Annotated in this window: 16 protein-coding genes; 8 read left to right on the forward strand and 8 right to left on the reverse strand. The window is 49.0% G+C overall.

The genetic code is table 11. The annotated features are described in order from the left end of the window. Position 1 precedes the first annotated feature (1 nt). The 5 genes from OXH39_11815 to OXH39_11835 all read left to right on the forward strand — a co-directional run bounded on the left by OXH39_11815 (position 2) and on the right by OXH39_11835 (position 5274). Complete coding sequence (locus tag OXH39_11815; GenBank protein ID MCY3551137.1) at positions 2-1408, forward strand: aldehyde dehydrogenase family protein; 1407 nt, start codon at positions 2-4, stop codon at positions 1406-1408. A 45-nt stretch (positions 1409-1453) separates the two neighbouring features. Beyond that, entirely contained in the window at positions 1454-2953 is a 1500-nt protein-coding gene (locus OXH39_11820) for a sulfatase-like hydrolase/transferase (protein MCY3551138.1), read from the forward strand. Between the two features lie 41 nt (positions 2954-2994). Further along, complete coding sequence (locus OXH39_11825; protein MCY3551139.1) at positions 2995-4074, forward strand: membrane dipeptidase; 1080 nt, start codon at positions 2995-2997, stop codon at positions 4072-4074. A gap of 15 nt (positions 4075-4089) precedes the next feature. Further along, the gene (locus OXH39_11830) at positions 4090-4506 is read left to right on the forward strand and encodes a hypothetical protein (protein MCY3551140.1); all 417 of its coding nucleotides are present in this window, start codon (positions 4090-4092) and stop codon (positions 4504-4506) included. A 420-nt stretch (positions 4507-4926) separates the two neighbouring features. Continuing rightward, a complete protein-coding gene (locus tag OXH39_11835; protein ID MCY3551141.1) occupies positions 4927-5274 on the forward strand; it encodes an STAS domain-containing protein in 348 nt (115 codons plus the stop codon). A 28-nt stretch (positions 5275-5302) separates the two neighbouring features. On the opposite strand, the gene OXH39_11840 is transcribed toward OXH39_11835, so the two are convergent. The 6 genes from OXH39_11840 to OXH39_11865 all read right to left on the reverse strand — a co-directional run bounded on the left by OXH39_11840 (position 5303) and on the right by OXH39_11865 (position 14909). Beyond that, positions 5303-6673, reverse strand: a complete 1371-nt coding sequence (locus OXH39_11840) for a DUF4159 domain-containing protein (protein MCY3551142.1) — start codon at positions 6671-6673, stop codon at positions 5303-5305. 78 nt (positions 6674-6751) lie between these two features. Beyond that, positions 6752-7321 (reverse strand): DUF1854 domain-containing protein, encoded by a 570-nt coding sequence (locus OXH39_11845; GenBank protein MCY3551143.1) that lies wholly within the window; start codon positions 7319-7321, stop codon positions 6752-6754. Between the two features lie 2 nt (positions 7322-7323). After that, the gene (locus OXH39_11850; protein ID MCY3551144.1) at positions 7324-9645 is read right to left on the reverse strand and encodes an ABC transporter ATP-binding protein; all 2322 of its coding nucleotides are present in this window, start codon (positions 9643-9645) and stop codon (positions 7324-7326) included. Positions 9646-10019: 374 nt separating this feature from the next. After that, positions 10020-11138: a mandelate racemase/muconate lactonizing enzyme family protein gene (locus OXH39_11855; GenBank protein MCY3551145.1), complete on the reverse strand. Its 1119-nt coding sequence runs from the start codon at positions 11136-11138 to the stop codon at positions 10020-10022. Between the two features lie 192 nt (positions 11139-11330). After that, positions 11331-13556, reverse strand: a complete 2226-nt coding sequence (locus OXH39_11860) for a DUF5916 domain-containing protein (protein MCY3551146.1) — start codon at positions 13554-13556, stop codon at positions 11331-11333. A gap of 192 nt (positions 13557-13748) precedes the next feature. Beyond that, positions 13749-14909, reverse strand: a complete 1161-nt coding sequence (locus OXH39_11865; protein MCY3551147.1) for an RNA-guided endonuclease TnpB family protein — start codon at positions 14907-14909, stop codon at positions 13749-13751. A gap of 407 nt (positions 14910-15316) precedes the next feature. Here OXH39_11865 and katG point away from each other — a divergent pair, with 407 nt between their 5' ends. Next, positions 15317-17506 carry a catalase/peroxidase HPI gene (katG, locus tag OXH39_11870; GenBank protein MCY3551148.1) on the forward strand — a complete coding sequence of 730 codons (2190 nt, stop codon included), beginning with the start codon at positions 15317-15319 and terminating at the stop codon, positions 17504-17506. Positions 17507-17609: 103 nt separating this feature from the next. On the opposite strand, the gene OXH39_11875 is transcribed toward katG, so the two are convergent. Further along, complete coding sequence (locus OXH39_11875; GenBank protein ID MCY3551149.1) at positions 17610-17768, reverse strand: hypothetical protein; 159 nt, start codon at positions 17766-17768, stop codon at positions 17610-17612. A gap of 246 nt (positions 17769-18014) precedes the next feature. Between OXH39_11875 and OXH39_11880 the strand changes: the two genes are divergently transcribed. Further along, positions 18015-19328, forward strand: a complete 1314-nt coding sequence (locus OXH39_11880) for an MFS transporter (GenBank protein ID MCY3551150.1) — start codon at positions 18015-18017, stop codon at positions 19326-19328. Positions 19329-19407: 79 nt separating this feature from the next. After that, positions 19408-19896: a hypothetical protein gene (locus tag OXH39_11885; protein MCY3551151.1), complete on the forward strand. Its 489-nt coding sequence runs from the start codon at positions 19408-19410 to the stop codon at positions 19894-19896. 228 nt (positions 19897-20124) lie between these two features. On the opposite strand, the gene OXH39_11890 is transcribed toward OXH39_11885, so the two are convergent. Continuing rightward, complete coding sequence (locus tag OXH39_11890; GenBank protein MCY3551152.1) at positions 20125-21000, reverse strand: energy transducer TonB; 876 nt, start codon at positions 20998-21000, stop codon at positions 20125-20127. Positions 21001-21036: the final 36 nt, after the last annotated feature.

The following is a 21036-nucleotide window of genomic DNA, read 5'->3' on the forward strand; positions in this document are numbered from 1 at the left end:
AATGATACACATTCCAATTCTACGCGCCGGACGTTCTTACAGAAGTCTGAACACCGTTCGTGTGCCGCATATTAAAACAGGTAAACCCTTGGTTGAGGTGAGCCAAGCCAGCCGTGGCTTGATAGCGAAAGACCTCGTGGACATCGCCCTCCAAAAAGAGGTACTTGGGCAACGTTCTGTTGCCGAATTAGTCGCTATCTGCAAGGAGGCAGCACGTCTTTTCACAACGGCAACGCTGCCACTTGACGGGACCGACCAATCGCCAACGGATTATATCCAACAGGTCTCTGGGACAACCGGTCTACCCGAAGCACTCTGTCAGCAGAATTTAGTCAAGATTCAGGGTGTATTGGAAAACATAGACACGGTTTTGGACGGACTCACCCGCGGACTCGATTTGCAAGTGCTTGACACTGGGTGGGGTGTCCAAAATGGACGGACGTTGAGTTATGTCTGTGAAACGGATTCCTTGGGTGCTGTCCTGCCGAGCAATTCACCGGGCGTGCATTCGTTGTGGGTGCCTGCTATTCCGTTGAAAGTGCCGCTCGTCCTAAAACCGGGACGCGAGGAGCCGTGGACACCCTATCGGATAGCACAAGCGTTTATCGAAGCGGGTGCTCCCGCGGAGGCGTTCAGTTTCTATCCTACCGATTATTCTGGTGCTAATGAAATCCTTGTCCGATGTGGGCGTTCTATGCTTTTCGGTGGTGGTTCAACCGTCGCACCGTGGCTCAACACGCCCCGTGTTGAAATCCACGGACCGGGACGTAGTAAAATCATCATCCACGAAGGAGAACAGAGCGATTGGGAGCAATATCTCGATCTCATCATGGAATCGGTCGCTAAGAACGGTGGGCGCTCCTGTATTAACGCCTCTGGTGTCTGGGTGACAGCATACGGGCGTGAGATTGCTGAGGCGTTGACGGAACGCTTAGAACGTATTGAGCCGAAACCCTTGGATCACCCACAAGCCGGAATCGCAGCGTGGGCGAATCCGAAGGCTGCCCACAGTATTTCCTCGCTTATCGATCAACACCTTAAGGAACCGGGGGCAACGGAATTGACAATGGGTGATCGAGTCGTCGAATTAGATGGCTGCACTTTTCTCAGACCGACTGTGATATGGTGTGAGGATGCGGAACACCCGTTGGCGAATACTGAATTCCCGTTCCCGTTTGTGAGTGTCGTGGAAGTTTCACCAGCGGAATTAGTTGAAGCCATCGACGCGACACTCGTTGCTACCGCGATTACAGAAGATGCATCGCTCATACAGAATCTCATAGCAACACCGCTTATTGACCGGCTGAATTTAGGTGCAATCCCGACGAATCAGATCTCTTGGGATAGCCCGCATGAGGGAAATCTGTTCGAGCATCTCTATCGGCAGCGTGCTTTTCAGCATGGGTAGTCCCTTGAAAAGATTTAATTTTTTTAGACGTTTGGTATCATAGTCATGACCGATAACCCGAATGTTATTCTCATCTTCGCGGACGATCTTGGACGCGGTATGCTCAGCTGCTATGGACAGCAACACTTTGAAACCCCGAATATTGATCGCCTCGCAAACGAAGGTATGAAGTTCAATCATGCTTACGGTTGCGCGTTCTGCGCCCCATCCCGCGCCAGCATGTTGACAGGTCTCCACGATTGCCATGATGGGACGTGGACTTATACACAAGGCGGACTCTACCACAGACTGAGTGCCGGGGAACTAACACTGGATCAGATTACAGAGTTAATCCATACAACAGGACTGCAAGCGGATCCCGACGATGTCTTTTTGGCACAGATCGCCGAGGAAGCGGGTTACGTTACAGGACAGATTGGGAAACTCGAATGGGGTTTTGCCACGACTGGCGCGCGTATTCGTCGCCACGGTTGGCAGTATCACTACGGCTACTATGACCATCAGCGTTGCCACGGTTTTTATCCGCCTTATCTCTTTGAGAACGGACAACCCACGCCTATCCGAGGCAATACTCATGACGATTGCGGTGTACATCCGAATACGGAATCTCCTAAAAATATGGAGATTCGCAGCAATCGTCAAGGGAAAGCAGTATACTCTCAAGACATTTTCAACGAGAAAATTATAGAATTCCTTCGCGACCACAAGGATAACCCTTTCTTTCTCTATCACCCTTCTCAGTTGCCACACGGACCGATTGCTATTCCTGACATTCATCCGGCAGTCAAGCAGTCTTCGGAGTTAACAACGTTTGAGAAAGAGTACGCCTCCATGATCCTAAAACTGGATGAGACCGTCGGGATTATCTTGGACGAACTCGAACGCCTCGGAATAGACGACCGCACGATGATTGTTTTCTCCGCTGATAACGGCCATGAAGTGTACTACCGTCAGGAAGGACGAACGACAGGTCGGCAAGTAGATTTGGACGGAAACCGATTTGACGACATCACAACGAAATTCTATTCGGAGACTGGCGGCGATGTGTTCAACGGAAACGACGGTATGGGAGGCTTGAAATGGTCGAGTTGGGAAGGCGGTACGCGAATTCCTTATATTGTTCGCTTGCCCGGAAAGATTACACCCAGCAGTGTCTCCGATCTTATGCTCACGAACTACGATCTAATGCCAACGCTCGCAGACTTTATCGGCGCGGAAATGCTGCAAGATAAAGATGGCGTATCCTTCTTACCGACGTTGCTTGAGAGGCATGAAGACCAGCAGCACCACGAGTGGGTTATATATGCCTCTCGGCTCGGCCCGGCACTCGTAACGGCAGATGGTTGGAAGTTACGGTATATCAATAGCACAGACAGTTTCCAGTTATATCGTCTCCACGATGACTACCGCGAAGAGAACGATATCTCGGCAGATCATCCTGACCTCGTTGCCCGCCTCAGTGGGTGGATGCTCAATGCTTGTGATGGCGATTACCGAAACGGTACACCCGGAGCACATTTCGCTGGGTATCCCGATGAAAATTGACCTAATCCTTCCAATTTCAACCCATCAGAGAGGAATGTTTTATGCTTATTGTTGATGCCCACCTTGATCTATCCATGAATGCGTTACAAGGCAACCGAGACTTACTGAGTTCCGCCTATACGATTCGTACCCAAGAGGCGCGTACGTCCGGAAACCAAGGCACCGTCGCACTCCCAGAGATGCGTCAAGGACGAATTGCGCTGAGTTTCGTCACGCTATTTGCCCGCTCCACCGGTAGACCCTCTCCGCATTCTGATTTTGCGTCGCCTGCTCAATCCTACGGTATCGCACAAGGGCAATTGGCTTACTACCGTGCCTTAGAAAGAATGGGATACGTCCGCATTATCACGGACCGGGAACAATTAGACAGCCACGTCAACGCTTGGCAGAGTTGGGAGAGCACAGCGATAGGCGATGCCAGCGACTACGATAATGCCCCTCCCTTGGGGTTCGTGATTAGTATGGAGGGTGCCGACCCGATCCTTTATCCGACCCAATTACAAGATTGGGTTGATGGTGGGTTGCGTCTGATCGGACTAACACACTACGGTCCCGGACGTTACGCCGGTGGAACAGGCACAGAAATCGGATTAACCGAACTCGGTCGTCCTTTGCTCGCTGAAATGGAACGTTTAGGCGTTATCCTTGACCTCACGCACTGCTCCGATCAGGCATTCTGGCAGGCATTAGAGCACTACAACGGATTAGTCCTCGCGAGTCATAATAACTGCCGGGCACTGGTGCCGCATCAGCGTCAGTTCAGCGATGAACAATTACGGGCAATCTTTGAACGGGATGGGGTCATCGGTGCTGCTTTTGATGCATGGATGCTTCAACCGGGTTGGGTTACGGGTGAGAGTTCCAATGGAGGAGTTACTTTGAACAATGTCGTTGACCATATTGACTATGTTTGTCAACTGGCGGGCAACAACCGGCACGCTGCTATTGGCACGGATTTGGATGGCGGTTATGGGCGTGAGCAATCCCCCAGCGACTTGGACACCATCGCTGATCTGCAGAAGATACCGGGCTTATTGGCAGATCGTGGCTATAGCGACGATGATATCACCGCCATCATGCACGGCAACTGGCTGCGATTTTTGCACAAAGCATGGTCTTAGATAAGGAGACCTTTCATGAATCGAACACTTAGGCTTCTCGCCCTCGTTGTTATTGGATTGTTTGTTTTTCTGATTAGCGGGTGTTCAAGCAGATCCCGCCCTTACATTGAGCTTGATGGGATAGGCTTCAGCGCCGAATTCGGTCGTCTGAATAAACGTTCAGATCCTGTGCGGCACGTTCAAGGTGGCGCGCGCTTGATCTTGGCTTACGATCTTCAGAGCCGTTCCATCACAGGACATGTGGAGAACATGACCCACCAAACATTGAAACGTGTTAGGGTTACAGTCCGCTTATCCAATGGCATAAAACTCGGTCCAACGCGTGTAGCAGACCTTTCGCCAGGCGCAACGCAGGAAATCAAGTTTGCCGAGATAGACGGAGATTTTACGGGTTGGACGGCGCATGTTGAAGTAGGCGGGAATGAGGATTAAAGGCTATTCTATCGGTCAGCGTTCTTCAGAAAATTAACGCATATTCTTTGCAAAAAAATCATAGGAGGGTCGCCGCGCTGTAACAATCCTTCTATATAATGTGTATGTCTCTAAATTTATAGTAAAGTCCATAATTATTTATACACCGACACAAGGGCGAGGATACAATCCTCGCCAGCGGTGGTGGGGTTTTGTTCCTTGACGAACTGTAAACGTATTTTTGGATTTTACTATAAATGAACCTAAGGAATCTATGCATTATATGGAAGATAACGGGCAGACATCAAGTTTTTGCCACTTGAAACAAAAACAGAAATCTGTTATGATTAAATCCGTAAAAGGAACTCTCTTTCGTACTTTTTGGTATGAGGATACACAAAATTTTCCAAACTTTAGTATAAAAATAGCAAAGGCGAGCTTATGCAAGTCAATATTCAAAATAAAAACTTCACAATTTTAGAGATTCAAGGAAGAGTCGTCGGACAAGATGCGGTCGTGCTTAAAACCATGCTTGAGGAACATATTCAGGCACTTGAGGCGCAAGGTGGAGTTCCCACACTCATTTTCAATATGTCTGGGGCACAGACAATGGATAGTGCGGGCTTAGGTGTGCTTATCACTACCAGCACCCAGATCCGTCAGAATGGGGGACGGACGGCACTTGTTAACGTCAATAAGGGCATCAGACGTATGTTAATTCGGACAAACCTGACATCACTTTTTGAATTTCCCAAAAACCTTGCAGAAGCGATAGCCAAAAGTTTCTAATCGGACGAAACTTAGGAAAGAAACAGTTTTACTCCGCATACCCTGTCCTATCTATGTTCCCGCCATATTTCAGCGCATAAATTAGCAGATTCGACATAAACCGATAGACATCCGTAGAACGTCGGAGCCGCAGCATCGTGCGGCTCTCAATTTCTGCAGTCTCCATTGCACACATATAATCCTTGCGATTGTAAACCACCGCTAACCGATCGTCGATGATAATCCCTTTCTGAAAACGGAACTGCGTCGGTTGTGCGTTGTTCTCATTGCCCCAGAATACATCGCCACCGGTAGGCGGTTTCGGCAAATGGTAATGAATACTGTAGATTTCATGATCGTGGGGTAGAATATCAAGCGGGTACTCTGGAAAAATCTGCCTGAGTTCATCGGCGACGACATGTGCGAAAAGTCCGTTGAAGCCGCAGTCATCGAAAAACAGCATCCCACCCTTTTCAACGATATATTTCCGAAGTGCGGCACGCTCTGCTGATGTGAAACCTGTTTGCAGCGGACCATCTTTCGCCAGCCCTCGTCCGACGGTAATATCTTTGTCGTGTCCTGTCATGATGATGAGTGGGGCATCCATAATCTGTGGATCGGTGAGTCGTAGCGCACCGCCAGCGAAATCCATATCCGCTCGAATCGGGGTGTGATCTTCCAACCATTTGATGAGTGCTGGAATGGCAGTCGGATCCTGCCACCAATCCGAAAGTGAATGTTTGAGTCGAATTAACCGGATATGCCCACGGATCTCGTCTCCTGTGCCTTCAAGGATACCGCCTAATTTTTCTTTCGGTATCTTTACAAAATTCCGCAATGTATCAATTCCATCTCCTAAACCTCCTGTCGGCAAAGAGCCGTCCAGAAATTCTGAAAGTCCACTTTTAGCAGCATTGGTGCCTCGACTTCTTACGACGGAAGATGCACCTTTTTCTATGACGGGTGCTTCTACTCTGGGAGTAACAGATGAATGTACGGATGAAGCATTAGGGGTCTCACCGGTGGGGAGTGTCGGTGCTATCGCCATTTCCGTAGGATTCGGGACATCGGTTTCGAGGTCTAATGGTGCTACTTGCCGCACAACCTCCCTTTCGTTCTTTGGAAGTTGCTGCATAGGCGACACTTGTGTTAGTATGCGATTCGTGGGGATTTCTCTTGAAAGTGGAATGTTCGTCGAGACGGTCCGCCGAGTTGGGCGGGTTTCCACATCCGTTCTGGCAGGATTGAGCGTAACGAAGGTCGCCTCAAATGAATCTTTATTCAACTCCCGCTGTCCAGACAGCAGCAAGGCTGCTATCAGTACAAAGAGCAGATGCAATCCGACTGAGGCGATGACTGCATGAGGTTTGTATCGCAAGTTTCGGTTTACAAGCTGCACCGAAAAATGTCTCTGTTTCATTTTTTTTATTTACCTTGCGGTTCGTTACGGCTTGTGATCTTCGCTAAGAGGATGGAAGTTTCTTAGTCCCCGGTATCCTTAGAGATGCCGCTGAATTTGTAGATAACTCTGTGCATCTAACTCCCGATAATCTGGAATATCGTACCGGTTCCCTTGTACGTCTGTCACAAAAAGTCGTGCCGGGGGCACCTGTTTGATATTCTGGTTCAGCCCACGCACCGAGAACGTTATACGTCCCCGCGCCGTTTGGACCTCCCACTCATGGATGCCGAATTGCTCTTTTACACGATACACTTTCTGAATTGTGGGTGTGAAATATCGTTTATCCAACTCTTCTCGTAGGATTTTCTGACTCTCCGGTGTGAGTTCTGATGGGTTCACGAGAATCCCGATTTCAGTGTCCTCATCGGCAGCGATGGAGATGTAACCATCTGGGTTGCTGAGCGGCATGAGCCTTCTCACCAGCACGCGTAGATGACAGACCTCATCCTGAATTTCGAGCCGTGCTGTCCCGACTTCAGCACGCGTGAACGTGAGTTGGGCTGCATCCAAATAACGCGGCGTAAAGTCATCCGGTTCAGACGACTCCGGTTTTGCCGTGTCATCTGTGGTAAGTGTGCCCTCTTTTTTTCCGTTTTCATTTTTCATATTTATCGCTCCACGGCTTGCGCTTGGGCGCGGATATTGGCAGCTTCCCTTTGCGTTTCTACAAGTTTGTAATAGATACCCTGTTGTTCCATAAGTTCCTCGTGAGAACCGCACTCAACACCCTTGCCTTTTTCGATCACGAAGAGACGATCGGCGTTTCGGAGCGTTGAAAGTCGGTGAGCAATTGCAAATGTCGTCCGGTTCTGCACCAATCTGTCAATCGCTTGCTGAATTTTCTTTTCGGTTTCTACATCTACAGATGAAGTGGCTTCGTCGAGAATTAAGATACGCGGGTTGTGCAAAATCGCCCGTGCGATTGAAATGCGCTGTCTTTCACCTCCGGAGAGGCGTCCACCGCGTTCACCAACTTCTGTATCGTACCCGTCAGGGAACTTGACGATAAATTCGTGGGCATTCGCTGCCTTTGCTGCTGTGATAATATCCTCCATCTTGGCATCGGGATGCGCGTAGGCGATGTTCTCGGCAATCGTGCCGCTGAACAGATACGGTTCCTGTAGTACTACGCCAATCTGTTGACGCAAATCTTTGAGGTTGATTTGCTTGATGTCTTCACCGTCAATCTCCAACTGTCCAGAATCCGGTGTATAAAAACGGCAGATGAGGTTAATGAGCGTTGACTTCCCCGCCCCGGAATGACCGACCAATCCGATCATCTCACCGGGTTGCACGTGTAGATTGATGTCCCGAAGCACCGGTTTGTGGGAGTCGTAACCGAAGGTCATATTGTGAAATCTAACCTCTCCTGTGATATTCGGCATCGCTTTAAGGTTGCCGTCGTCCAACTGTTCTGGTTGCGAGTCTATGACTTCAAAAAGCCGTTCCGCTGCTGTCATTGAACGAGAAGCCCAGTTGATGAGCGGACTGATATAGCGCATCGGTTCATAGAACCTCATGAGATACCCATGGAAAGTCATGAGGGTGCCGAGGGACATTGTTCCAGTGAGAACATCAAGCCCACCAACGTACCAGACGATGAGAGAACCCAACTGAATAGCAGACATCAAAGGTGGGTAGTAGGTCGCCCAGATCATCTCAGCGTTGGTTTCATAATCCCGTGCATCGATGTTAGCATAGGCAAACCGGTTGACTTCACCGCGTTGTTGTCCGAAAGCGCGGACGACCCGAATACCAGATACCGAATCGTTGACGACATCGAACAGTTTTGAGCGTCGTCGCCACGCACGGTGCCAGAGGCTGCGGACTTTCTTCCAAAACCAACCTGCCCCGAAGACGATTATCGGAATCGGGATTAGGATGAAACATGCCAATTTCCAGTTCATCCAGAAAAGGATACCTCCAATCCCAAAGAAGAGGAACACCTGCACAGCGAGAAACGAGAGTCCTTCTAACATAAAATCCTGAAGTCTTTCGCTGTCTTCTGTGATGTGTGAAATGACAGTACCTGTTGTTCGTTTGTCGAAAAATCGGATAGATAAGTTGTGCAAGTGCTGGTAGACATGAGACCGGATGTTTGCAGAGATGCGAAATGTCAACCAAGCCGCCAGACGTCCTTGGAAAATTGCAAATATCAAACTGATGACTTGTGCAGCTAACAGTGTACCAATAGCAACTGCTAAAGCGATTGTCGCGGGTTGAATCCTTCGGAATAGTTCCGCTAACCACGTTAACTGCGTATCCGCTGGCGGAGTAACAAGATTGTTCAACTGTAGGATATCGTCAATCAGAATACGATTGAAATATTGTGGCACTAAAGAAATAAGTGTTCCGACGATGATGAGTGCAATAAAGAGAATTGCTCTACCGCGATAGGGTTGTATGTAGGACAGAATCCGTAGCATCACCTTGTGCTTCTTGGTGCATGCGGGGCAAGGCGAGAACTCATCTGGCAAGGGCAGCCCGCAGCTTTTACAGGCGTGATCCTCAGACTTATAGTCCCAAATGGGTGCTTCGTCGCGTTTGCCGTTTCGGAACTCAATCTCGTCCCCGATGAATCGTGCGACAAACCCGAACTTTGAGGCACAACCATTGGAATACCTGATAAGGTCTACCGTTCCTTCTTCTGTTTCCAGTACCAAGAGTCCAGCATCCACTACGATTTCGGGACGGATGCCAAGTACGCTCTGGTAGGGAATATAGTGGAGCACCTCACCTTCACTTGTTACAGTAAGTATCGCCGCTTCTGTTAGCACGAACCATTCTTCACCGTAATGACCGTCTGAGCGGACATCACTTCGGACAGCAAACCGAATCTGTTCTATCGGGGTATCCAAATTTTGTAATGTCTCTTTGAGTGAGTCGGGCAGCGCGTCAAGCGTACCCGTTGGTGTCTCTGCAGTTGCCATTCCTTCTTTGTTCTCCCATACTTACTTCCCGGGCGTGCGCTCGTCCGGATATTTCCAAAGGACTTTGCGATCAATAGACTTCCAACGCCTTGAATCAACGCGTTGGGTAACAAATATCTTCTTACCACACCTGCACCGTATATCGTGAACATGCCCGTTTGAACAGGTCTTTTTTTCAACAAAGTCGATACTGTCTTGGTGGACGCGATAACCGCGCCTGCATGAATAACAGACTAAGTACATGACGAATATCTCCATCTACTGTGTTTCCGAATATTGGATACTCACCTTTATAAAAACCCGTTTCTCGCAATTTAATTCAAAAAATATGACTTTCTATGTAGGATGTCTCTGTATCCTGACTTCATGCTGACTTAAGCAACAACAGAGTGCTTCTCCAAAACCTCGTCGTTCAGTTCAACACCAAGTCCGGGCTTCGTTGAGGGAATGATGTATCCATCTTCCCACTGCAACGGTTCCTTAAGTATTTCAGCGTGGAAACCATCCCATGTATGGATGCCTTCCTGAATCAGGAAATTCGGACTGCAGACATCCAATTGGATATTTGCCGCGCCGCCAATCGGACCGCCGTATAGATGCGGTGCGATCTGGGCATAGTGTGCTTCACCCATAGAGGCAATCTTCTTCGCTTCAAGGATACCACCTGTAATCGTCAAATCCATCTGCAAAATAGATGCTGCCTGTTGCTCCAGCAGATCCGCGAACTCATATTTTGTCAATAATCGTTCTCCGGTGGCGATTGGAATGCTCGTTGACTGGGCAACGCGTACCATCTCCTTGATATTCTCCGGTGGTATCGGTTCCTCGAACCAGAGCGGATCGTACTGTTCCACGCGTTTCGCAAAACGGATTGCGCTATTGGTGTTGAATTGCCCATGTGTCCCGATTAGAATATCACACCTATCACCAACGGCATCGCGAATGCCACGGATGACACTCTCAGCATAATCAAGGGTTTCTAACCTATCGGCAGTACCTGCATCGACCGGGTCAAACTTGACAGCGGTAAAACCTTTTTCGACGTAAGAGAGCGCGAGTTCGCCTGTTTTTTCTGGAGAATCGCCGCGCCGCCATTGCAACAGGTAGGAATAAGCGCGCAGTTTCTCATGGAACATACCACCTAATAGGTTGTAAATCGGCTGATTCAACGCTTTGCCAACGATGTCCCAGCACGCCATCTCGATCGCACTCATTGCTGGTGTCGTCAGTGGACCCGAGTGCCGTACACAGGGACCTTCATAGAGGGTTGACCAGATTTTTTCAATCCGAAACGGGTCCGTTCCAATCAAGAAACGCTCGCCCCAATCTTTGATGAGTTCAACGACGACATGATTCAGTTGTGTATGATAGGTACATTCGCCTACGCCTTCGATGCCATCATCGGTTATCAGCTTGACGAAAATCCAACGTCTTCCACCCCAGTGTGGCGGCGGCACATCAACGAGATACGTTTTCACATCAACAATCTTCATTCTTTTAACTTTCCTTGCGGAGTAACGACGTGGGTTTGGTATTCACATACCTTTCAAAAGATCTAGGGAAACACCCAAGCAAAAACCCCTCCACTACGTTACGGGCTACGGTTTTCTGGTAGATAGCAGCGAAGAATTATCATCGAAGCCAATCAACAGTTAACCTTATTTTTTTACTTTCGTTGCGGTTGGCTATGGGTTCCACCAATAGGTCACTTTGCCAACCAAGGTGGTATCGAGCAATCCTGATGTTATACTGTCTGTCCCATACGTCTGGTTGAAAACGAAATAAAAATCACTACCGGGGCGGTAGATGTAATTGACTAAGAAATTCGTGGTAACCAGATTCCGGTCACTGTTCCATTGTACATAAAGCTTGGTAAAGAGGTCAGTGGAGAAGGAATAGACGACACGTCCACCGAAGACGTTTGTATCAAAAGAGGCCTGTTCGTCAGATTCTTCTTGTTGCGGTAGTGTGACACGGTTAAACTCGTATCTCGGTTCCAAACTAAAGCGTCCACCGAACCGAAGGTCGAGACGGAGGTCAAATCCTCGTCGGGTGCCGTTGTAGAAATCCCCGACATTGAACCCAAAACGTCCGTTGAAGACCTTGCCTTCAGCGTTGAGCATGAGGTTGTAGTTATTATAACTGTACTTGCCTCTTGGAATGACAATTCCTTCTCGAATCTCAAAGTCCTCGGTAAGGTTCTCAAAGTTTCGGTGGATGCGGAGTCCACCCCAACCGTTGGTTTCCAATTCGAGCCACGTGCTCCAAATAAAAGTTCGCGTTTCTAATTCATTGTCCGAATTGAGAATGATGTCGATCTCCGGTCCAGCCCACATCCGACGAAATCCATACCAATGGAGGTAAGGGGTGGCGCGGACTTCGCTCCGAAACCATCGGCTTCCTGTGCGGTACACATAGCCAGCTTCCGGATTGAAATCGTCGCCAATGTCTGTATAGGAGGCGTTCACTCGTGCGACTTCGCTCTGCCAATTTCCGCCGAAGTACAACGCGTTTGTGTTTCCGGTGGGAGGGGTTTGCTCGTTGACGAGGTCGTTTGGTTCAAAGGTACGTGCCCAGAGTCCTCGAAAATTCATCCTGTCGGTGGGACGATAGATAAAATCAACGCCAGTTGCTCGATTGTGTGCATCAGGACCTTGCTTATTAATCCCAATCACACCGAGGCTCGAACCTGTAAAAAGATCGCGCTTGATACGCAAAACCGAGTAGTTTGTTCTGTCAACATCAACTGCGTCTAAATTTTCTGTAGCGTCGGCTGCATACTTATCCGTGAAAACGTTCAGAAGCCCAACACCGAAGCCTCCGACTTTACCGGTAATCTTTCCGCCTGTCAAAATCGGGATTGCGTGTCCTTCTTCAATACCGATGCGACGACTGTAGAAAAGTAGGAGCGGTGGCGGTGCATTGAAACTTGTCCGTGGGATGCCAAAGTCGAATAAGCCTGCGCCCTCTAAGAAGAATTGGCGTTTTTCTGGGAAAAAAAGACTGAACCGCGTTAAGTTCGCTTGTTCTTGGTCCGCTTCAACCTGTGCGAAGTCTGTGTTGACGGTTAAATCAGCTGTCAGGTTTGAGGTGACACTCACCTTCATGTCTCCTCCAAAGTCGAACACACCAAAGGTTCCTTCCTCATCTGTCCGGGCGACACCGGGGAGGAGATACGGTAGGAGCTCAATATTCCGGCGTTGTGAGATACCTGATAAACCGGTCAGCGTTCCTAAGTGCGTTGTCCGATAGCGTGCCAGGAAGGTATAGGCTGCTGGCACTGGTGACCATGTGCCTTCTTCCTGATTCTTCTGGATAGTGCGTCCAAGATTCAAGCCCCATGTTAGTGCTTCTTCACTCTTAAACCTCAATTGACTGAAGGGGATCGCTATCTCTGTTGTCCAATTATCGCCGTTAATTTTCGCTCGAGAGTCCCAAACCGCGTTCCAGTTCTCGTTTCGACTGTCGCCGCTGTCCATGAGCGCGACATCTTCCCGCGCTCCCAGCGGATTGACTCTGAAGAAGAAGCCGCTGCGCCTATCGTTATAGGTATCCAGTAGGACAAAGACGTTGTCTTGGTCCCACATCATCGCGTCGCGTCGCATCTTATTCGCAATAATCTTGGAACGGTCAGGTTCGCTGCAGACGAAACCGAAATAGATATGTCTGTCATCGTAAAGGATGCGAACTTCTGTTGATTCCGTCAGCGGTTCGCCAGCATCGGGTTCAAATTGAATAAATTGACGGATGGGTGTTGCTTTCTGCCAATCGGACTCTGTGAGTTCACCGTCGATTTCGATGCTCTCATAAGTACGGTATGCTTCTGCTTGGAGTTCCTCAGTTTCGGCATGCACGCCAACACCAATAGAAAAGAGGAATAGTATCGATAGCCATCTACATAGATTATCCATGGTATATAAAGTGGGAACACGACCTCCTTGATTATCTTAAGCTTTTTCTTATTATACCACATTTAGTCAATGTACCCAAGCCTAAAGACTTGGGCTTGTTAGGAGTTCATCAAACAATAGGGGTTGTCTGACGTTCTCTAAGCCCGCGTCTGGTGCTTTGTTCGTGTTTCTCGCTTCATAGAGGTCGGTAACTCAACGCTCTCCACGATGGGCGCAAGCCGCCCGTAAGAGTATGTTTATCGCAGCGTTGTGGTCTCGGTCTAAAGACATGCCACAAAAACTACAATCAAATGTTCGTATCGCCAGTGAAAGTTTTTTTCGCGACTTCTTACCACAACAGGAGCAAGTTTGCGAGGTATTCTTAGGATCAACTTGGTGGAAATGGAAACCGTCTCTTTCGGCTATGTTTCCAGCCCACTGAAAGAAGGTTGCCCAAGACGCATCGGAAATGCTCTTGCTGAGGTGTTTGTTCTGAATCATATTGGAGATCTTTAGATTCTCTGTTACCAACACATTATTTTTCTGATGGTGGTAGAGTTTGTAGACGAGTTTGCCGATAAAGTCTTTACGTTTGTTTGTCGTTCGTTCATGGTGCAATGCGAGTTTATGTTGCTGTTTTTTCGTGCGGTTGCTTCCTTTTTTCTTTCGGGAAAGGTCTTTAGAGTGTTTTCGGAGCAGTCCTTCTGCTTGGCGATACCAGCGGCGGTTATCTTCTTTTTCGCCTTCGGAAGTCGTCAAGTAATGCGCAGTGCCAACGTCAACGGCGATTGCGTCTGTCGGTTCAACTTTCGGAGGGTCGGGTATCTCACAAGAGATGTGGGCATACCAGCCACTTGCTTTCTTGACGATTGTTACCTCTTTCGGGTCACCTTGTAGGGGACGGTGCATGCGTATCTTGACTTCGCCTAACTTCGGCACTTTTAAGCGATTGTGCCTAAAATTGGTCTCTATTATCGGGTTCTCACGAATGCGTATTGTCTGCTTGTCAGTGTCTTTCGTCTTTTTACGAACAACTTGGGTATATTTGCGAAGACTCCATGTTAGAGAACGCACACGCTTTTTATGGCGAGGATACCCTTTTTTGGCATCTCCGTTCTTACAACGTTTGCGGAATGCAGCAAAGGCTTTGTCGGTTCTTCGCAACGTGTGGTTCTGGAAATCTTGTGGCACGGAGCGGAAATCATCATATTTCTCACGGGCACCTGTGAGAAGGGTTTGCTGCTCAGAGAGGGAAACAAAAATACCTTCAGTCTCATACGCAACAAGCCTATCGTGGCGCGCAGAGTTCTGGAGTTCGCACAAGTGCTCAAACCACAGTAACAATGTTTGTTCCTGTGTTTTCGTAGGATACATAGGATAGACAAAAGTTAATTTCATGGTATATCAGGTATCAGGCGTTTATCCCCTACGACGTGGGAGGCAAGCACGTTACCGAGGGGTAACGCGTCGTATGCTTGCCAACCTGATACTCTAATTATACTACATTTCGGACCGAACATCAAATATATTTTCGCGTTCTGATCCTTTCCAAGAGGGCGGTTTTTCCTCCCAAACCTAAAGGATTGGGATTCCAAAACCGACTATTCCCTTGAAATTCTGCACATTCTTATACCGTAAAAAAAGATTTGACTTTGGGCGGAAATTATGGCATGATTAATACAACTTTCGGAGATCCATTTGGATTTTTTAAATAAGTTCTTAAAGTAAGGAATACGTCAAAGAATAGATTAGAAAAAATGTAAAACACGATTGGAGGAAGTATGAGCAACGAAAGCAAATGCCCAGTGATGCACCACGCTCAGGCACAGGGCACTATAGCAAATCAACAATGGTGGCCGAATCAGTTGAACCTGAAGATGCTCCACCAGAACCCACCCTCAGCCAATCCTATAGGAGAGGATTTCAACTACGCTGAAGCGTTCAATACAATCGACTTGGCGGAATTGCAGCGTGACATCGAAAAAGTGATGACGACATCGCAGGAGTGGTGGCCCGCCGATTACGGACACTATGGTCCCCTCTTCATTCGGATGGCGTGGCACAGTGCAGGCACGTACCGCATCCACGATGGGCGCGGCGGCGGTGCCTCCGGCACGCTGCGCTTTGCACCCCTCAATAGTTGGCCCGACAATGCCAGCCTTGATAAGGCGGTCCGGTTGCTCTGGCCCGTCAAGCAGAAGTACGGACGAAGCCTTTCATGGGCAGACCTGATAATTTTCACTGGAAATTGTGCCATTGAGTCAATGGGTCTCAAGACCCTCGGATTCGCTGGCGGACGAGAGGATGTCTGGGAGCCTGAAGAAGACATCTATTGGGGATCCGAGACCACGTGGCTCGGAGATGAACGCTACACCGGTGAGAGGGATCTGGAGAAACCTCTTGGTGCCGTTCAGATGGGTTTAATCTATGTGAATCCCCAGGGCCCCAACGCGAACCCGGATCCGGTTGCTGCAGCAGTAGACATTAGAGAGACGTTCCGTCGCATGGCAATGAACGACGAGGAGACAGTCGCGCTCATCGCTGGTGGACACACGTTCGGCAAGACCCACGGTGCTGCGGATGCGGACGAGTACGTCGGCCCCGAACCCGAAGGTGCTTCCCTTGAGGAACAAGGACTCGGTTGGAAGAACACCTTTGGCAGCGGCAAGGGCGGCGACACGATTACCAGTGGATTGGAGGGTGCCTGGACCGCTACGCCGATCAAGTGGGACAATGGTTTCTTCTACAACCTGTTCAATTACGAATGGGAACTGATAAAAGGTCCCGGCGGTGCATGGCAGTGGACTCCTAAAGACGAATCCGCACAGGACACCGTGCCGGATGCTCACGATCCGTCGAAGAAGCACGCGCCGATGATGCTCACGACTGACCTATCTCTGAAGGCGGATCCAGCCTACGAGAAGATTTCCAGACGTTTCTACGAGAACCCGGACGAGTTCGCAGATGCTTTTGCGAAGGCGTGGTATAAGTTAACCCATCGCGATATGGGACCTCGCACACGATGCCTCGGTCCTTGGGTTCCTGCGGAACCGCAGTTGTGGCAAGACCCTGTCCCTGATGTTGATCATGAATTGATTGGGGAGCAAGACATTGCTGCTCTCAAGGGCAAATGCCTTGAATCGGGACTGTCCATTTCCCAACTGGTCTCGACTGCTTGGGCATCTGCGGCAACATTCCGCGGTACCGATAAGCGCGGTGGTGCTAACGGCGCACGCATTCGCCTCGCACCGCAGAAGGATTGGGAAGTCAACAATCCGCCTGAATTGGAGAACGTACTTCAGACCCTGCAGGGGATTCAAGCGGAATTTAACGGATCGCAGTCCGACGGGAAACAGGTCTCGCTTGCTGACTTGATCGTTCTCGCTGGATGTGCAGGGGTTGAGTCAGCTGCGGAGAACGCCGGTATTGATGTAGAAGTTCCCTTCGCTCCGGGACGCACGGACGCGTTGCAGGAGCAAACGGATGTCGAATCGTTTGCTGTGCTTGAACCGACCGCCGATGGATTTCGCAACTATCTCGCAAACGGACAGGAGAGAACAGCCGAAGAGCTGCTGGTGGATCGGGCGCACATGTTGACGCTAACCGCTCCTGAGATGACGGTTCTCGTCGGTGGCTTGCGCGTCCTGAATGCAAACGTCGGTCAGTCCGACCTCGGCGTTTTCACGAACCGCCCTGAGACGTTGACGACTGATTTCTTCGTGAATTTACTTAACATGAACATCGAATGGCTGGCATCTTCTACAACCGAGGGTGTGTTCGAGGGTCGACATCGTTTGACAGGTGATCTCAAGTGGAGCGGCACCCGTGCCGATCTCGTATTCGGTTCAAACTCTCAGCTCAGAGCGATTGCGGAAGTCTACGCATGCGATGACGCACAGGAAGCATTTGTGCGTGATTTCGTGGCTGCGTGGAACAAGGTCATGAATCTCGATCGCTTCGACCTTGCCTAATCTTGGTGAGGTAAGGGCAGTGGGAGCGTGGAACCCTTATGCTCCCATTGCTCCAATTCGTTGTGTGGGTTCTGGGTCCTGTGAGGTGAAGGGTTGGTTAAACCTAATTATCTTCAGAGTCTTTAGGGGGTTTTGGCTGAGGTTTATCTTTTCCATTTTTAGCCCATTCTACCCACTCTGCATGCTTTTGCTTCGCTCCTTCTAACCGGGCTCTCTGAAGTTTTTTCTCCTGACGTTTTTCGAGAATCCTTTTGACTAACATGATAACCTCCCAGATTTCCATTTTAATCTTTTTTTTTATTTGTCAACTCGTTTTAATGCTACAGGTTATTTTGCCTATCCTCCGTCCTTCCGCATTTCCATGCTTGGTGTAGGAGCGAGTTTTACTCGCTATACCTACTGATTACTGACCGCTAACAGTTTCCGACCGTTCTAAAGAATCTTATTGATTTTCTCCCCAAAGTGTGGGAAAATACAGAGAGTCTACCCCTTTACAGACAGGAGAACTATGAAAAACGATAAGAAAACGATTTTCGGTTGGTGCATGTATGACTGCGCGAATTCCGCCTATATCACCACTGTAATCGCCGCTATATTGCCGAATTATTTTGCGAAAGCCATTGTAGGCGAAGCAGGTGTGGACATTCTCGGCATGAATGTGAGTGCGACGGCGTTGTGGGGCTATATGTTGGGAACCGCGGCGTTCTGTGTGTTCCTCTTTGCACCCGTGCTTGGGGCGATTGCCGATTTCTCTGCCGCAAAAAAACGGTTTCTTATGGGGTTCGCGTATATGGGCAGTATCTTCGCAACAATGCTCTATTTTTGTGAGTCCGGTGATGTCGGATTGACGATTCTGCTATTTCTCGGTTCTCAAATTTGCTTTGTCGGCGGTAATGTTTTCTACGATGCGTTCTTACCACAGATCGCCTCCGAAGACAAACTGGATTCCGTTTCTGCCAGGGGATATGCGTTTGGGTACATCGGTGGTTCGCTCCAATTTGCGCTTGTGCTTGCCCTCGTCGCTATGCAAAAGACTCCAGCGGATCAAGCAATGGCGGCACGCATCGGGATGGCGATGACGGGTATCTGGTGGGCAGGTTGGACGCTGTTAACGCTGAAATACCTAAAAGAGGAAAAAACGTCGTATCAGCTTCCAGAGGCACACCGCAACAAACCCAAACCTATCGCCTATCTCATCCTCGGCATCAGTCGGACGCTTTCGACCGCGAAACGGGTCGGACGCTTTAAACACCTTACCCTCTTCCTCATCGCCTATATGATATATAACGACGGGATCCACACCGTTACCAGCATGGCGACAATTTACGGCACAGAAGAATTAAATCTTTCGGCAACGGCACTCATGGTCACCCTCCTGTTGGTGCAAGTGGTTGCGATAGCGGGTGCGTTGATCTTCAGTCGGCTCGCAAATCGCATTGGTGCGAAACGCTCCGTGATGTTTGCCTTGGTTCTGTGGAGTGGGGTTGTTACGTATGGATACTTTATTCATACCGCAACGGAATTTTTTGTTCTGGGAATAGTTGTTGGTGTGGTCCTCGGTGGGACACAGGCGTTGAGCCGTTCCTTTTATGGCGCGATGATTCCAGAGCAGGCAAGTGCGGAGTTTTACGGATTCTATTCTGTCTTCAGCAAGTTTTCCTCAATTTGGGGACCCGTAACGTTCGGTGTTATCGAACAGATCACCGGCAGTGCCCGTCTTGCCATCATTTCATTGATGATTTTCTTTATTGTCGGATTGGTGCTGCTGGGTTTTGTGGATGAGACAAAGGCAAAGGCGGACAGGGATAAGTTTTCATTCTAAAATATTTGGAACCTCGTCAGAAGGTCTTATAGATCCACATCAGTTCTTGTCACAATAATTTCTCAAAGGAGACGAAACAATGAAACTTATGAAATATCGCCAAGTGCTGCTAATGAACCTTTTAGCCATATTTGGATTCTCGATGATATGTGGGTGTTCGGCGTTCGGACCGAAAAAGATTGAACGTCCGGAAGTTCCGCCCGATTTTCCGTTTCCTGTCGTTTGGCTGCAACCTAAAGAAAAGGCTGTGCGTATTGATGAGTTGACCGAGCGAGAATTGTGGGGACTCGTTATGGTTAAGAAATGGAAGGAAGGAAACCGTTTTGTTGGGACCAGCATGGATACCGATACTGGGAAAGTGTATTTGTACTATCCTAATGTTGTTTATGTGAAATGGGAAGATACCGAACTGCCTGATGGTACACTCACTAAATATGCCTCTGAGATTTCAGGACCAGGTGGTAGCACAATTACAGACCAAGTCCGGGAGGGAATACTTCCCCCAGGCGTACTCGTATTAGACATGGATTCTTCGGGCATAGATCCGTATGTGTACCTATTAGACTGACTCGGTGGATGCCCCGATGTTGGCAGATGGCAGCCTACTGTCATGCTTCCAGCGTTTCACGCAAGGGCGTTGGGTTTCACTTGGTTTCTGTTTGATGTAACGTCTATGGAGCGAGCGTGTTCATCCTCCTATGGCTTTTCAGGATTTTGGTGGTATCCGTTCAACCCAACCTACAATAACGGACATTTCTAAAATTGATAGTTATGGTGGGTTTCTGAAGCGCGCCACTTAATTCGCTAACTCGAAAATAATTGGGAGTTCCAGTCGCAGGCTGTTTCCCTCTTGTTCTTCGGGGAAGGGTGGATAAGGCACGGCATTTCGGACAGCGGCGAGCGCGGCGTTGTCCAATGCCTTTGAGCCGGAGGGATCCGTAACAACTGGGTTCTTGATAGTTCCATCTTTGAAAAGCGTGAACCGAACCGTTGTGGTGCTACCATCGTCTAAATTGCGGACGCGTGGTGGGAAACGTTGGACCTGTTTTATTCGGTCCCGCACCGCTTTTAAGAATTCGTTGAACGACTGTTTCGCATCCCCTAAGTTGACAGAGGCGAGTTCAAGATTGCCCGGGTCGTTGAATTCCGTTTGTGCGAGGCTTGTTCCCATATCCATTCTCGTGACCAAACTTGTGGACTCAAACTTCGGCACCTCAAACTTTGGCATTGTTGTAACGATGTTTGTCTGTTGTCGAGTTGCCTTAAACAGATTTTTACCGATTCCAGTTACGTTGGGTGCCATCACTGGACGTGTGGAGACATCACTCGTCGGCAGCGTGAAACGTGCGTTCCCCATCGGGATTTTAGCATCCGTTGTGACGGGTTGTCCTTTGGGAGCCTGGAGCTTAGAAAACTTCGGTTTTCTGGGTTGTCGTGTTGTACGAGGCGGTGTACGGCGTTTCGGCTCTGGTTTCGTGGCTTCTAAAACGACACTCTCTACTTTGTCTTTGTTTGTATCTAACACTGTTTTTTGAATAAAGTAGATAGCACCAATAATAATTCCAACTACATGCAGTCCGATTGCGAAACCCCATGCGATTCGGATCGCTTTCCTTTTGCGTTGTTGGGCGGCTTCTCGGTTCTGCCTCTGAACATCGGTCATTGTCATCATATTCTTCTTTTCCCCTTCCTTTCAGCACTCTGTAGA

The sequence above is a fragment of the Candidatus Poribacteria bacterium genome, assembly GCA_026702755.1.
Taxonomy (GTDB): Bacteria; Poribacteria; WGA-4E; order WGA-4E; family WGA-3G; genus WGA-3G.

Bases quoted from the DNA above. Each gene is read 5' to 3' on its own strand.
- OXH39_11855 (MCY3551145.1), bottom strand. From the start codon at position 11,138: ATGAAGATTGTTGATGTGAAAACGTATCTCGTTGATGTGCCGCCGCCA.
- OXH39_11850 (MCY3551144.1), bottom strand. From the start codon at position 9,645: ATGGCAACTGCAGAGACACCAACGGGTACGCTTGACGCGCTGCCCGAC.
- OXH39_11825 (MCY3551139.1), top strand. From the start codon at position 2,995: ATGCTTATTGTTGATGCCCACCTTGATCTATCCATGAATGCGTTACAA.
- OXH39_11830 (MCY3551140.1), top strand. From the start codon at position 4,090: ATGAATCGAACACTTAGGCTTCTCGCCCTCGTTGTTATTGGATTGTTT.
- OXH39_11820 (MCY3551138.1), top strand. From the start codon at position 1,454: ATGACCGATAACCCGAATGTTATTCTCATCTTCGCGGACGATCTTGGA.
- OXH39_11860 (MCY3551146.1), bottom strand. From the start codon at position 13,556: ATGGATAATCTATGTAGATGGCTATCGATACTATTCCTCTTTTCTATT.
- katG (MCY3551148.1), top strand. From the start codon at position 15,317: ATGAGCAACGAAAGCAAATGCCCAGTGATGCACCACGCTCAGGCACAG.
- OXH39_11885 (MCY3551151.1), top strand. From the start codon at position 19,408: ATGAAACTTATGAAATATCGCCAAGTGCTGCTAATGAACCTTTTAGCC.
- OXH39_11815 (MCY3551137.1), top strand. From the start codon at position 2: ATGATACACATTCCAATTCTACGCGCCGGACGTTCTTACAGAAGTCTG.
- OXH39_11865 (MCY3551147.1), bottom strand. From the start codon at position 14,909: ATGTATCCTACGAAAACACAGGAACAAACATTGTTACTGTGGTTTGAG.
- OXH39_11840 (MCY3551142.1), bottom strand. From the start codon at position 6,673: ATGAAACAGAGACATTTTTCGGTGCAGCTTGTAAACCGAAACTTGCGA.
- OXH39_11835 (MCY3551141.1), top strand. From the start codon at position 4,927: ATGCAAGTCAATATTCAAAATAAAAACTTCACAATTTTAGAGATTCAA.
- OXH39_11880 (MCY3551150.1), top strand. From the start codon at position 18,015: ATGAAAAACGATAAGAAAACGATTTTCGGTTGGTGCATGTATGACTGC.
- OXH39_11845 (MCY3551143.1), bottom strand. From the start codon at position 7,321: ATGAAAAATGAAAACGGAAAAAAAGAGGGCACACTTACCACAGATGAC.
- OXH39_11875 (MCY3551149.1), bottom strand. From the start codon at position 17,768: ATGTTAGTCAAAAGGATTCTCGAAAAACGTCAGGAGAAAAAACTTCAG.
- OXH39_11890 (MCY3551152.1), bottom strand. From the start codon at position 21,000: ATGATGACAATGACCGATGTTCAGAGGCAGAACCGAGAAGCCGCCCAA.